Origin of the sequence: Neobittarella massiliensis (ex Bilen et al. 2018), assembly GCF_900289145.1 — a bacterium.
GTDB lineage: Bacteria > Bacillota > Clostridia > Oscillospirales > Ruminococcaceae > Neobittarella > Neobittarella massiliensis.
This window is the reverse complement of the sequence record NZ_OKQO01000006.1, coordinates 183,373-196,445: the sequence shown is the minus strand read 5'-3', so window position 1 is coordinate 196,445 and position 13,073 is coordinate 183,373. Positions and strand designations below refer to the sequence as shown.

Below are 13,073 nucleotides of genomic sequence, written 5' to 3'. Positions count from 1 at the left end.
CGCGTACGGCCGAGCGGTGCGCCGCCGCCGGTGCAGGGGCGAAAAAACCGCACCAAAATGCGGTCTGCGTTGACAAGCACCCCAAAAAAAGCTAAACTAAAAAGGCACCGACGGCACTCCGGTGGGGCGGCTGTGGGTCTGCTGTGTTACCCGGCGCCGGGGGCGGGATACGCCCGGCGGCGCTTTTACAGGATAAGGAGAATAGGTTATGAAGCTGAGCGCACTTATCGGCGAGAGATTTAAGGAGTGGCCCTCTGAGGCGCAGCTGGCCAGCCACGGCCTGCTGATCCGGGGCGGCTATATGCGGCAGGTGGCCGGCGGTATCTACACGCTGCTGCCCCCGGCCAAGCGGGTGGCGGCCAAGATCGAGAACATCATCCGCCAGGAGATGGACCGCATCGACGGCCAGGAGATCCTCATGCCGGTGGTGCTGCCCCGGGAGCTGTGGGACGAGTCGGGCCGCTACGAGAGCGTGGGGCGGGAGCTCTTGCGCTTTCGCGACCGCACCGGCCACGACATGCTGCTGGCCATGACCCACGAGGAGGCGGCGGTGCACCTGGCCCGCACCGAGGCCAAGAGCTACCTAAAATACCCCTTTATGATCTACCAGATACAGACCAAGTACCGCGACGAGGCGCGCTCGCGCGGGGGGCTCATTCGGGTGCGGGAATTCACCATGAAAGACGCCTACTCGTTCCACACCTCGTGGGAGGATCTGGAGAAGTACTACTACCGCTGCCACGAGGCCTATGAGCGCATCTACAAGCGGGCCGGGCTGGGACACGTGGTGTCGGTCAAGTCGGACTCGGGGATGATGGGGGGCGCCATCGCCCACGAATTCATGTTTTTGTGCGACGACGGTGAGGACACCATCGCCATCTGCCCCGCCTGCGGCTACCGGGCCAACATGGAGGTGGCCACCGGTATTTTAGACCCGGTGGGCGACATGGGCCCCGAGGGGCTGGATGTCGAGGAGGTAGCCACCCCTGGCTGCAAGGACATCGACAGCCTGTGCAAGTTTATCGGCATCCCCGAGAAGATGCTGATGAAGGCGGTGGTGTTTACCAAAGAGACCACCGGCACCCCGGTCATCGTGTTCGTGCGCGGCGACCTGGAGGTAAACGAGGCCAAGGTGCGCCGGCTGATCGGCAGCGATGTGAGCGCCCGGGTGGACGAGGACGGCAGCGACGGCATCTGCTACGGTTACATCGGCCCGGTGGGGCTGGACATGGACAAATTCGAGGTGTACTTTGACGAGTCGCTGCGGGGCATGTACAATGTGGTGTGCGGCGCCAACAAGGTGGACACCCACTACAAAAACGTAGACCTGCGCCAGCTGCCGGCAGAGAAGTTTGCCGACGTGAGCAAGGTGACCGAGCAGATGGTGTGCCCCCAGTGCGGCAAGGCCCACATCACCCTGAAAAACGGCATCGAGGTGGGCAACATCTTCCAGCTGGGCGACAAGTACTCCAAGACCATGGGCATGACCTACGCCGACAAAGACGGCAGCTTAAAGACCCCCATCATGGGCTGTTACGGCATTGGCGTGGGGCGGCTGCTGGCCAGCGTGATCGAGGACAGCCACGACGACTACGGCCCCATCTGGCCCATCTCCATCGCCCCTTGGCAGGTACATATAAACGCTATCAAGCGCGCCGACGACCAGGTGCGCCAGCTGGCCGACGGCCTGTACGAGCAGCTGAGCGGCAAGGGCTTTGAGGTGCTGTACGACGACCGCGACCTGTCGGCCGGGGTGCAGTTTGCCGACGCCGACTTGCTGGGCACCCCCATCAAGGTGATCGTGAGCCCCCGCAACCTAAAAGACGGCGTGGTGGAGATAAAGACCCGCGACAAGAGCATTGCCGAGAAGGTGCCGGTGGAGAACGCCGCCAGCCGGGTGGCCGAGATCGCCGCCGCGCTGCAAAAGCGCATCGACGACACCCTGTGACCCGGTAAAATGCAAAACATCACCGGCGGTACTGCCGGTGTGCGTATCAGCTCCGAGCACTGGTTCGGGGCTGATATTTTAACATCTATTCGCGACCGGAGAGAGGACGGATCTGTGTGAAGAACAAAAACTTTTTAGACCTGTTTGCCCACGACAAGCCCATTATGGCCATGCTGCACTTAAAGGGCGAGACTGCCGACGAGCGCTTTGAGCGGGCGGTGCGAGAGCTGGACCTGCTGCTGGCGGGCGGGGCGGACGCGGTGATCGTGGAGGACTACTTCGGCACCGCCGACGACGTGGAGCGGGTGCTGCGCTATATTGTAGCGCAGCGGCCGGATATCGTGTACGGGGTGAACATTTTGCACGACTACCGCCGCGCCTTTAGTCTGGCGGCGCAGTACGGGGTAAAATTCATCCAGATCGACTCGATGGCCGGACACCTAAAGCCGGAGGACGACGGGGCCTACGGCGAGGAGATAAACGATCTGCGCCGGCAGAGCGACGCCTTCCTTATCGGCGGGGTGCGCTTTAAGTATCAGCCCTACCTGTCGGGCCGCAGCCTGGAGGAGGACATGGATATCGCGCTGGGGCGGTGTGACGCCATCGTGGTGACCGGCACCGGCACCGGCATCGCCACCGATATCGAGAAGATCCGCGAGTTTCGCCAGCTCATCGGCGACCGGGCGCCGCTGGTGATCGGCGCCGGGCTGACCCCCGAGAGCTGTGGGGAGCAGTTCGCCCACGCCGACGCGGCCATTGTGGGCAGCTACTTTAAAGATACCTACAAAGATACCGGCGATGTGGACCCCGCGCACGTAAAGACGTTTATGGACGCAGTGCGGGCGGTGCGCAGCAGATAATCTTTTGCCCACCCGCAGGTAAAAAGGGGCGGCCCGCACATGGCGGGCCGCCCCTTTTTATGTGGACAGATCGGCGGGCACAGTGGCCGGGGCCGCGGGTGGGATCGCTCCGCTTGCTGTGACAAAAGAGGACCGCACTTAAAGTGCGGTCCTCTTTTTAGTTTGGTGGAGCGCGCGGAAAGTCACCAGGTAAAGAGCGCGCCCCTGTTTTGCTGCTGGGCCCGCTCGTACACCAGCTGGGCGGCGGCCAGGTCTTCGACGGCGATACCCACCGACTCGAACAAAGTGATCTCGTCCCGGCTGCGGCGGCCGGGCAGTTGGCCGGCCAGCACAGCGCCGATCTCGCCGGCCAGGCTGTCGGGAGTGAAGGCTCCTTCCCTGATGGGCAGCACCAGGTCGCCGGTGTCGCGCAGTGCGGCCTCGGCCCAGTCGACGAACACGCTGGACCGCTGGATGGTGGCGGTATCCACCTCCCGCACCTGAGGGGCGCAGGCGCCCACGGCGTTTATGTGGGCGCCCGGCTTAAGCCATTCGCCCCGCACCACCGGCTCGCTGGCCTGGGTGACGGTGCAGATGATATCGGCGTCGGCCACCGCCTGCTGGGCCGTTTGGCAGCGCACCGTCTCGAGGCCAAACTCTTTTTGCGCCCAGTCGCAGCAGCCGGCGGTGGCCGCCTCGGCAATATCCCACACATAGAGCTTTTTGATGGCGCGCACCGCACAGATGGCCTGCACGTGCAGCCGGCCGATGCGCCCGGCCCCCAAAATGGCCAACGTTTGGGCGTCTTCACGGGCCAGCGCCCGGGTGGCGGCAGCACTGGTGGCGGCGGTGCGCACCCCGGTGACCCCTTCGCCGTCGACGATGGCCAGCAGACGGCCGGTCTGGGTGTCGAAAATGGGAATGATGCCCTGACTGCTGCCGGCCATTTTGGCCTGCTGGCCGGGGAACACGATCACTTTGCAGCCGGCCCGCTGCTGGGCGGTGAGACTGGAGCCCATGATGGCGAACATGTTGCCCGCCGGTTGGGGGATCATATCCCGCTGGAGGTTGACCGTTTGCCCGGCCCATACCTCGCGCAGCGTGCGGTCCATGACGTCGATACACTGCTGCATATCCAGCAGCTCTGCCACGTCGCTCTCTCTGAGTATACGGGTCACCTTTTCCATCGCTCGTTTGCCCCTCTCTGTTTTTAGGCCAAAACAGCCGGGGACGGCAGGCCCCCAGCTGTGGCGTGATACGCGGTCTAGGCGCGTTTTTTGCTGTTTTGGATGCAGGATCTGAGCCAGCCGAGGAAGATATCCATATCGACTTCTTCGGCCACGTTGCAGTTGGGCGTAAATTTGCCAAAACGGTCGTCTTTGGCGACAAAGGTGTGGCCAAAGGTGTAGGTGCCGGCACACTCGGTATCGACGAAGTAGCGGCTCGTCTTTACCACCCCGGGCACACAGGCGGCGGCCACCGCCAGCGCGTCGTGCATGAGCGTGTCCTCGCCGCCGTACTCGTCGCGGCGCATGCGCATAAAGTCGAGGATATCGGCGACCACGGTGGCGTCTTTGGTGCCGATGGCCCGGATCTCGTCGCAGGCGGCGTCGGGTACGGCCGCCTTCTCGGTGACGTCGAGGCCGACCATGGTCATATCGATGCCGCTCTGCATGACCAGGTGCGCGGCCTCGGGGTCGCAGAGGATGTTAAACTCGGCCACGGCGGTGGTGTTGCCGCCGTAGGCTGCGCCGCCCATGAACCAAATATGGGCGATGAGGTCTTTTAAGTCGGGGTGGCACAGCAGGGCCAGCGCCACGTTGGTCATAGGGCCGACGGCGATGAGCTCGAGCTTGCCGCCGCAGGCCAGCGCCTCCTCGTAGATGGTCTCGACAGCATTTTTCTCGTAGAAGTCGCCGCCACACTGGGGCAGCGTGACGTTGCCCATACCGGTCTGGCCGTGGGTGGAGATGGTCCCTTCGTCCTCGTTTCCGACCAGGCGGATATCGTTTAGGTCGCGGCAGATGGGTTTGGGCGAGCCCTGAGCCACCTTTACGTCGAAACCCAGCATGCGGCAGAGGTTGAGGGTGTTGGGGGCAGTGTAGCACAGGTCTACATTGCCGGAAACGCAGGTGATGGCCCGCACGTCCAGTGCGTCGCAGTTGAGTGCCGCTACCAGAGCGATCGCGTCGTCGGTACCGGTGTCGCAGTCGATGATGACAGGTCTCTTCTCCATAAACAGTTCCTCCAAAAATCGGTGTGGTGGCTAGATGGGCGGGGCCGCCGGGCAGTTGCGCCTGGCGGCCCGTCTTTACACTGTGTAGTGTACCGGTTTTGAGCGCCGCTGTCAATCGCTTCGCGGCAGCATGAAACCGCATGGATATGCGGTTTATCTTGCTAACAGGGCAGTGTGGCAGCCGGCGCTACCACTGCTCCCAGTGGGTGTGGCCGGCAGGGTCGCGGTCGGGCTGCGGTTTTTCTTCGGCCGGGTAGCCCAGCACGATGAGAGAAAAGGCCTCGACCTGATCGGGCAGGCCGAACAGCCGTTTAAAGCCGGCCATCTCCTGTTCCAGGGGATAGATGGCGCACCAGCAGCTGCCCAGACCCAGCTCGGCGGCTTTGAGCAGCAGATTTTCGGTGGCGGCGGCGCAGTCTACCGGCCAAAAGCGCTCGTTTTTGTGGCGGTCACCGCAGACGATGACCGCCGCCGGAGCCTGGCTGATAAAGGCGCAGGAGTGCTGCACGGTGGGGATCGCATCGAGCTTTTGGCGGTCGGTGACCACCAGGAAATCCCACGGCTGCTGGTTTCTGGCCGAGGGGGCCAGGCAGGCGGCGGCGATGAGCTGCTCGATGGTGTGTTTGGCGACCGACTGGGCGGTATACTTGCGGATGCTGCGCCGAGTATCGATAACAGACATAGATGGGGCCTCTCTTTCTGGCGGCGGGGCCGCCGGCTATGTAGCTGGGGGGCATGAGGGGTTATGGGCGCGGCGATCTAGAGCTCGCAGAGCTTGCCGTCGTCGCCGAAGTAGTAGATATTTTCGCGCTTGACGCCGAAACCGGTGCCGGGGCAGCTGATGTGGGGCTCGAAAGTGAAACCCACATACTCACTGAGCTTGTGCGCGTTGCCTTTTTCGATATACACCCGGTCCTGCTGCAGGATCTCGACCGAGTGGCCGAGATTGTTGGCGTAGTCGAGGTTTTCAAAGCCCAGGGCAATAATCAGGGCGTTGGCGTTGGCAAACAGCTCCTCGAAGGTGGTGTCGGGGGTGACCGTCTCCATGAGGTAGTGGTGGAGCTTGAGCTCTGCCTCGATGCCGCGCTGGTGGTCGGGTTGTTTGAGGTCGGCATAATTTTGCACCGGCAGGCCATCTTCGACGAAGATGGTGCGGGCAAAATCGCCCCAGCAGGTGTTGAGGGTGGGGGCTAAATCAAGAGTGATGACATCGTTTTCTTTGACGGCAGTATCGCTGACCCGGTACTCGCGGCCGCCCTGACTGACCAGCGAGCGCTCGCCCACGTGGATGAGCGCGCCGATACCGTGGTACCAAAACGAGGTGGAGCCGTTCTCGATGAGGTAGATCTCGGCCAGCTTTTTGATCTCGCGCTCGGTCATGCCGGGGCGGATCTCCTGCTTGAGGCGGTCAATGGCCTGACGGGCCATGTTCTGTGCCGCCGTGTACTCCTGAAAATTTTTCATCAAAGCACCTCCAGTGTGTCGTCTGTAAAGTAGTAGATGTTCTCCCGCTTAAAGCCGCGGGTGGGCGCATTCGCACGGGCAATGTGGGGCTCGAAAGTAAAGGCGGCGCAGTCGCACAGGCGCTGGTGGCAGTCGGGCAGCAAAAAGCGGCGCTTTTTCTCGTCGCGCTCTACCGAGTGCCCCAGGTTGCCGGCAAAGTCGAGATTTTGAAAGCCGTCGTCTTTGATCTGGCGGCTGAGCACCGAAAACAGCTGGCTGAAGGTCATTTGCGGCCGCGCGGTGTGCAGCAGTACCTGGTGCAGGTGCAGTTCCTCGGCGATACCGGCGGCCAGCTCGCCGCGCAGGCGGCTATAGTCGGTGACCACCTGGCCCCCCTGCAAAAATACGGTGCGGGCAAAGTCGCCCCACTGCCAGTGTACAGCCGGGGCCAGATCCATCACCACGCAGTCGTCGGCGCCCACCGGAGTGTCGGTGACGGCGTACTGCCGGGTGGAGGCGGACTGCAGTGTGCGCGGCCCCACATGGACGGTGGCGCCGATACCATAGCGCCAAAAGGAGTGGGCCCCCTCGTCGATGAGGTACATCTCCACCCGTTTTTTGATCTCGCGCTCGGTCATGCCGGGGACGATCTCGGCCCGCACCCGGGCAAAGGCGCGGCGGGCGATCGCCTGCGCCTGTTTACAGTGGGCGAGCACCACCTCGCTACCAGTTTGCGCGCTCATTATACCACCTCACTTCTCGTTTCATCATATTACACTTCGCACAAATAATCAATAAATCCGCAAAAAGAATTGCAACCATTCCATAAAAATGCTACACTGAAAACGGTTTTATGACTGCAAAAAAATACAGCACAGCCAGATAGAAGGAGAGAGCATCTATGCGCACATTCAGCGATTTGTTCGGCGGCAAAAAAGCCATTATCGGCATGGTCCACCTGCAGCCCCTGCCCGGTTCGCCCCGCTACGGCGGCGACCTGGACGCGGTGTACAGGGCGGCGGTAGAGGACCTGGAGAACCTGCAGAGAGCCGGCGTGAGCGCGGCCATCATCGAGAATTTTGGCGACGTGCCGTACGGCACCGACAACGACTTTATCACCTTGGCATCGATGACCTCTATTGCGGCCCGGCTGCGTGAAAAGACCGATATGCCCCTGGGGATCAACGTGCAGTTCAACTGCGCCAAAGAGGAGTGGGCCATGGCTTACGCCACCGGCGGCGACTTTATTCGGGTCGAGGCCTTTGTAGAGACCCGGGTGGGCACCCACGGTATCACCTATCCGGCCGCGCCGGTGCTGATGCGCGAGAAGGGCCGCTACCCCGCCGATACGCTGCTGTTTTGCGATATCAACACCAAGCACACCGAGCCGCTGGTGCCTTCGGCCATAAAAGACAACATCCACGCCGCCATTGAGGAAGGCGCCGACGCCCTGATCGTGACCGGGGTGGTGACCGGCCAGAACCCCACCCTGGAGCAGGTGGAGGAGTTTAAACAGAACAGCGGCAGCGTGCCGGTGCTGCTCGGCAGCGGTATCAACGCCGACAACGCGGGCGACTTTTTGGCCATTGCCGACGGCGCGATCGTGGGCTCGAGCTTTAAGTACGACGGCGACGTGTTCAAACAGATCGACCCGGCCCGGGTAAAGGCCTTTATGGAGCGCGTGCAGCTGTAGCGCTGCCGGGCAAGAGCTGGTGAAATAAAAAAGAGAGCACTGTGTTGTGCTCTCTTTTTTGCGGGTGGGGAAGCGCCGCTTTGATCATCCGCTGCCTAGAGAGGCGTGCGGCGGGCTGTTTTTGGCCTGATACCACCTGCCGCGACAGCCAGAGCAGGGGGCAAGCGGACACCTTTGGCCCATACAGGCGGGGGCCACACACACCGGCAGATGCCCCTAAAATACGAGAGCGGCGCCAATGCGCCGCTCTTTTTTATTGTTGCTCGTCTGTGTAAGTGGTGATCTCCTCTAAAAATGCCTGGCCATACCGGCGGACCTTGGCCTCGCCCACACCGGAGACCGCCAGCATCTCCTGCTCGGTGTGGGGCTTGGCTGCCGCCAGACCGCGCAGGGTGGCATCGGTGAACACTACGTAGGCCGGCACGCTCTGCTGGCGGGCCAGTTTTTGCCGCAGCGCGCGCAGCCGCTCGAACAGCTGCATGTCGTAATCGCCGCTGTCGGCGGCGCGGCGGGTGGCCTCACGGGTCTTTTGCCGGGTCTTTACCAATACCTGCTGACCGTCCTCCAGTACCGGCCGGGCCCCCGGGCCAAACCGCAGCAGCGGGTATTGGCCCGGGGTGACCTGCAGCACCCCCTGACTGACCAACTGGCCGATGCGCTCTTTGATGGTGGCCAAGCTGTATGCTGCGAGCGCGCCGAAATGGGGGTTATCCTCGAGTGAAAACTGCTGTACACGGCTGCTCTGGCTGCCGTGGAGGATGTCGGATACCACCCCGGCCCCAAAGCGCCCGCCCACGCTCTGTACACACAGCAGTACCTGGCGGGCCAGATCGGTGATATCCTCGGTGCGGTAGTCGCCCAGGCAGACCGAGCAGCCGCCACAGCTGGGCGGCGCCTGCTGGCCAAAATAGGCCAGGATCGTCTGTCGCAGGCAGTTGGTGCCGGTGCAGTAGCGCTCCATCTGGCGCAACTTCTGGTAGGCGCGCAGCCGCAGTTCCTGCGCCAGCTGCGGGTCTTTCTCGGCCAGTTCGCTCTCCTCCTGGCTGTTTTCGATGAGGAACTGATTGGTGCGCAGGTCTTGCGGGCTGTAGAGCAGGATACACTGGGCGGGGGTGCCGTCGCGGCCGGCACGGCCGGCCTCCTGGTAGTAGCTCTCCATATCTTTGGGCATGTTGTAGTGCAGCACATAGCCCACGTTGGACTTGTCGATACCCATGCCGAAGGCGTTGGTGGCCACCATGACCCGGCATTTATCGAAGAGAAAGTCCTCCTGGTTCTGGCGGCGCTCCTGCGGCTCGAGCCCGGCGTGGTAACGGGTGGCGGGGACCCCGGCGGCCACCAGCGCGGCGCACACCTGCTCGACATTTTTGCGGGTAGAACAGTAGATGATACCGCACTTATCGGCATTTTGGGCCGCGTAGTGCTGCACCCAGCCCAACCGGTCGCGGGGCTGCTCGACCCCAAAATAGAGGTTTTCGCGGTCAAAGCCGGTGATGATGGTATAGGGGTCTTGCAGGTCGAGTATCTCCAGGATATCGCGGCGCACCGTATCGGTGGCGGTGGCGGTAAAGGCGGCCACCGGCGGCCGGTGGGGCAGCTGCTGCAAAAACTGGGGGATCTGCAGGTAGCTGGGGCGGAAATCGTGGCCCCACTGGGATACGCAGTGGGCCTCGTCGACGGCCAGCAGCGATATGTTCGCCGCGCTGGCAAAGTCCAAAAAATCGGGGGCGAGCAGCCGCTCCGGCGCCACATAGATGATCTTATACACCCCGTCGCGGGCATTTTGCAGCGCCCGCAGATACTGGGGCCAGCTCAGGGAGCTGTTTAGGTAGGCGGCCCGCACCCCCATCTGCACCAGCGCCCCCACCTGGTCTTTCATCAGCGAGATGAGCGGGCTGACCACCAGCGCGATACCCGGCCGCACCAGCGCCGGCAGCTGATAACAAATAGATTTGCCTGCCCCGGTGGGCATGATGGCCAGCACGTCGCGGCCGGCCAGGGCCGCGGCCACCGTCTCCTGTTGCCCCTGGCGAAAATCTGTGTAGCCGTAGTAGCGGCCAAGCAGCTGTTTGGCCTGCTGCATATCTGCCTGTTCCAATGGTCTGCTCCTCTTTTTTAGGCCCGTGCGGCGGGCTGTCTCTCTGCTGTATGCGGGTATATAGGTGGATTTTTATTACTTATCGTATTATTTTTGGCGATATATACAATTCTGCCAAAAAAGAGGACTGCCGACACAGCAGTCCCCAAGCGGTGCTACGCTAGTTTTTGGACGGCTTTTTGGGCACGATCTTGTGCCTGCTGCCGTCGGGCTCTACGATCTCGATGGCGTCGAGCTGACGCTTTAAGTCGCCGCGGAACTCGGCCACATATTCCTGCCGCAGGCGCTGCTGCTCCTGCTTTTCATCTTCGCTGAGGCCCTCGGCTTTGGCCTTTTTGGCCAGTTCGTTGATGCGCTTTATCTTCTCTGAGGTCATGTCTGGTCTTCCTCTCTGTTGGCGGTACAGGTCTATTTTACCTGAAAACGCCGCCGGGCGCAACTTTCGGCAAAAGCGCCGGCGCTGCCTGTATCTGACGCGCCGGCGCTTTTTTGTGTGGGGATACCGCCACTTTTAGGCGGCGACCTCTTGTTTTTTAGCGGTGTTATGCGGCGTTTTGATGCTGGCGGCCATGAGCACCAGGCCCAGCACAGCCATGACGGTGTAGACGGTGTACATGGCTTTGAGCGACCAGAACTGCATAAAGGCGCTGGCCAGCATATTGCCGACGATGCCGCAGACAGCCACCTGCACGGCGCTGGAGATGGTGATGGCCGACGAGCGCAGCTGCGCGGGGGCGATCTGCGAGGTGTACTCGATAAGAGAGGGATTATACAGGCCGAAAGCCAACGCTTCGAGCAGCTGCATATACACCACCACGTGCAGATCGTTTACCACTGCCATGGAGAGCACCCGGCAGACTACCAGCACACAGGCCACCGACAAAAGTTTTTCTACCCGAAAACGCCGGGCCAGGTAGGGGTAGACGAGCATGACCGGAAAGATACCGATGGTGAGCATGGTGATGGACAGGCCCTGCTCGGCCGCGCCGCCGCCGAAGTTGCGGATCATCATGGGCAGATAGGTGACCACTGCCCGGTTGCCGATGTTTAACAGCAGCAGCCCGCCGAGCATGAGCATATACTTTTTGTTGCGGCAGAGCACGCCAAAGGCCTGGGGCAAGCTGTAGCCCTGCACCCCCGATTCGCTGGAGGTCTTATTTTTGCAGGGGACGCTGTCGAAACACAGGGCGATGATGAGCGCGACGGCCATAAAGCCGGCGTGGAACCAGAAGATGGAGGCGGCGCCGAAGCCGGCGATGGCTCTGCCCATGATAAGGCCGGTAATGGCGCTGGTGAATGAGCCCATACCTCGGGCCACGCTGTAGACGATCTTGTCGTTTTGCTCGCGGGCCATGTAGGTCCAGGAATCCATGAGCACCATGAGCGACTGGTCAAAAAAGGCCAGGATCAGCACCGACGCGGTGACGAGCGCATAGGAGCGCGCCGCCACCGGCAGCACGAAACCAAAAGGGATGGCCGCCGCCAGCAGGCAGAGTACCAGCTTTTTGATGGGGATCTTGGAGTCGGACAAAAAGCCCAGGATGGGCTGGGTGATGAGGCTCATGAGGGCCATGAGCGAGTAGATGATGCCGGTCTGTGCGTCTTTATACCCGCTGGAGGTCAAAAACACCATCATAAAGGAGAACGCCGAGGTGTACCCCATGTAGTAAAAGCCATAAGCGCCGGTGATGACGAGCATCTGGCGCTTTTTTCTCGCCTCTGTCTGCTGCATATACTTCTCCATTTCTGCCAAGAAGGCCCCCGCACGAGCTGGTACTGTGCACATATTTTAAGCACTTGTGCCCTGAATTTGGTATTTATTTATCATACCGCGGCAACAAAAAGCTGTCAACTGGACAAAAAAAGCACGATTTTGTCGCCCCGGCGGCTTGTCTGGGCGCAAAAAGTCTAGTACAATAAAGGAAATGTACACTTTTTGAAACGCACAGGGTCACCTGTGCACCTGGTTAGGAAGAGTTATGCAGTATACTGCCGAGACACCGCAGGGCAGCATCACCTATGAGCTGACCCGCAAATCTGTTAAAAATCTGAATCTGCGCATCCAGCCGGACGGCACTGTGACCGTATCGGCGCCGCACCACCTGCCCCAGCAGGAGATAGACGCCTTTGTGTGCAAAAAGGCCCGCTGGATACTGCGGGCACGGCAGCGGGCACTGGACACGGTGCAGGTGGCGCCGCCGGACTTTAGCTGCCAGATCGGCGATGAGGTGCAGCTGCTCGGGCGCACCATCACCATTGAGCTGGGGGCGGGACAGCCGCCGACCTCGGCCAGCCAGTTTGGCCCCGGGGTGCTGCAGGGGGACCACCTGATCCTGTACCCGGCGCGCTCGGATACCAAGGGGCGCATGCTGGCTTTTCGCCGCTTTTTGGACGTGTATGCGCAGCAGCTGTTTGACACCCTGAACGACGAGATCGCGCCGCTGTTTGCCCCGCTGGGCGTGCCCAAGGTGCCGGTGACCGGCTGGTGGATGCGGGCGCGGTGGGGCAGCTGCCACACCGGGTCGCAGAAGATCATCCTCAATAAATTTTTGGTGCACCCACCGCTGCAGTGCGCCCGCTATGTGCTGGTGCACGAGTACGCCCACCTGGTGTACCCCAACCACTCGGCCCCGTTCCACGCGCTGGTGCAGTACATGATGCCCAGCGCCAAGGAGCAAAAGGCGCTGCTGGCGCGCTACAGCCCCCAGTACGAAAAGACCATCGGCATCAGCGCCAAGGAGCCCTGAGCGCGCGGCAGAGCCGAAAGGCCACAGACAGGGACTGCCGAGCCGGTGGCGGGATGACAGACAGCACAA

At 61.7% G+C, this 13,073-nt stretch carries 12 protein-coding genes; 4 read left to right on the top strand and 8 right to left on the bottom strand.

Annotation, left to right across the window (positions count from 1 at the left end):
• Positions 1-208: 208 nt before the first annotated feature.
• On the top strand, positions 209-1,948 hold the full coding sequence (locus C6Y32_RS09995) for a proline--tRNA ligase (RefSeq protein ID WP_105205112.1): 1,740 nt from the start codon (positions 209-211) through the stop codon (positions 1,946-1,948).
• A 116-nt stretch (positions 1,949-2,064) separates the two neighbouring features.
• On the top strand, positions 2,065-2,808 hold the full coding sequence (locus C6Y32_RS09990) for a BtpA/SgcQ family protein (RefSeq protein ID WP_243562681.1): 744 nt from the start codon (positions 2,065-2,067) through the stop codon (positions 2,806-2,808).
• A 182-nt stretch (positions 2,809-2,990) separates the two neighbouring features.
• On the opposite strand, the gene C6Y32_RS09985 is transcribed toward C6Y32_RS09990, so the two are convergent.
• From C6Y32_RS09985 to C6Y32_RS09965, 5 genes are all read right to left on the bottom strand, one after another.
• Entirely contained in the window at positions 2,991-3,974 is a 984-nt protein-coding gene (locus tag C6Y32_RS09985; RefSeq protein ID WP_105205111.1) for an ornithine cyclodeaminase family protein, read from the bottom strand.
• A 77-nt stretch (positions 3,975-4,051) separates the two neighbouring features.
• Positions 4,052-5,023, bottom strand: a complete 972-nt coding sequence (locus tag C6Y32_RS09980; protein ID WP_105205110.1) for a nucleoside hydrolase — start codon at positions 5,021-5,023, stop codon at positions 4,052-4,054.
• A gap of 187 nt (positions 5,024-5,210) precedes the next feature.
• A complete protein-coding gene (locus tag C6Y32_RS09975; protein WP_105205109.1) occupies positions 5,211-5,705 on the bottom strand; it encodes a nitroreductase family protein in 495 nt (164 codons plus the stop codon).
• 77 nt (positions 5,706-5,782) lie between these two features.
• Entirely contained in the window at positions 5,783-6,487 is a 705-nt protein-coding gene (locus C6Y32_RS09970) for a M24 family metallopeptidase (RefSeq protein WP_105205108.1), read from the bottom strand.
• A complete protein-coding gene (locus C6Y32_RS09965; RefSeq protein WP_105205107.1) occupies positions 6,487-7,209 on the bottom strand; it encodes a M24 family metallopeptidase in 723 nt (240 codons plus the stop codon). Before C6Y32_RS09965 ends, C6Y32_RS09970 begins: the two co-directional genes overlap by 1 nt.
• Before the next feature lie 158 nt (positions 7,210-7,367).
• Between C6Y32_RS09965 and C6Y32_RS09960 the strand changes: the two genes are divergently transcribed.
• Positions 7,368-8,159: a BtpA family protein gene (locus tag C6Y32_RS09960; protein ID WP_105205106.1), complete on the top strand. Its 792-nt coding sequence runs from the start codon at positions 7,368-7,370 to the stop codon at positions 8,157-8,159.
• A 253-nt stretch (positions 8,160-8,412) separates the two neighbouring features.
• Here the strand turns inward: C6Y32_RS09960 and recQ are convergent, their stop codons facing one another.
• The 3 genes from recQ to C6Y32_RS09945 form a co-directional block, all read right to left on the bottom strand.
• Positions 8,413-10,257, bottom strand: coding sequence for a DNA helicase RecQ (gene recQ / locus C6Y32_RS09955; RefSeq protein WP_306418977.1), 1,845 nt, complete (start codon positions 10,255-10,257; stop codon positions 8,413-8,415).
• A 160-nt stretch (positions 10,258-10,417) separates the two neighbouring features.
• Positions 10,418-10,633 carry a DUF896 domain-containing protein gene (locus tag C6Y32_RS09950; protein ID WP_105205105.1) on the bottom strand — a complete coding sequence of 72 codons (216 nt, stop codon included), beginning with the start codon at positions 10,631-10,633 and terminating at the stop codon, positions 10,418-10,420.
• 135 nt (positions 10,634-10,768) lie between these two features.
• Positions 10,769-11,989, bottom strand: a complete 1,221-nt coding sequence (locus C6Y32_RS09945; protein ID WP_164998213.1) for an MFS transporter — start codon at positions 11,987-11,989, stop codon at positions 10,769-10,771.
• A 247-nt stretch (positions 11,990-12,236) separates the two neighbouring features.
• On the opposite strand from C6Y32_RS09945, the gene C6Y32_RS09940 reads away from it, so the two are divergent.
• On the top strand, positions 12,237-13,004 hold the full coding sequence (locus C6Y32_RS09940; RefSeq protein ID WP_105205103.1) for a M48 family metallopeptidase: 768 nt from the start codon (positions 12,237-12,239) through the stop codon (positions 13,002-13,004).
• Positions 13,005-13,073 lie beyond the last annotated feature (69 nt).

Coding starts and splice junctions, on each gene's coding strand:
- C6Y32_RS09995 (WP_105205112.1), top strand. CDS start 209: ATGAAGCTGAGCGCACTTATCGGCGAGAGATTTAAGGAGTGGCCCTCT.
- C6Y32_RS09985 (WP_105205111.1), bottom strand. CDS start 3,974: ATGGAAAAGGTGACCCGTATACTCAGAGAGAGCGACGTGGCAGAGCTG.
- C6Y32_RS09980 (WP_105205110.1), bottom strand. CDS start 5,023: ATGGAGAAGAGACCTGTCATCATCGACTGCGACACCGGTACCGACGAC.
- C6Y32_RS09975 (WP_105205109.1), bottom strand. CDS start 5,705: ATGTCTGTTATCGATACTCGGCGCAGCATCCGCAAGTATACCGCCCAG.
- C6Y32_RS09970 (WP_105205108.1), bottom strand. CDS start 6,487: ATGAAAAATTTTCAGGAGTACACGGCGGCACAGAACATGGCCCGTCAG.
- C6Y32_RS09965 (WP_105205107.1), bottom strand. CDS start 7,209: ATGAGCGCGCAAACTGGTAGCGAGGTGGTGCTCGCCCACTGTAAACAG.
- C6Y32_RS09960 (WP_105205106.1), top strand. CDS start 7,368: ATGCGCACATTCAGCGATTTGTTCGGCGGCAAAAAAGCCATTATCGGC.
- C6Y32_RS09950 (WP_105205105.1), bottom strand. CDS start 10,633: ATGACCTCAGAGAAGATAAAGCGCATCAACGAACTGGCCAAAAAGGCC.
- C6Y32_RS09945 (WP_164998213.1), bottom strand. CDS start 11,989: ATGCAGCAGACAGAGGCGAGAAAAAAGCGCCAGATGCTCGTCATCACC.
- C6Y32_RS09940 (WP_105205103.1), top strand. CDS start 12,237: ATGCAGTATACTGCCGAGACACCGCAGGGCAGCATCACCTATGAGCTG.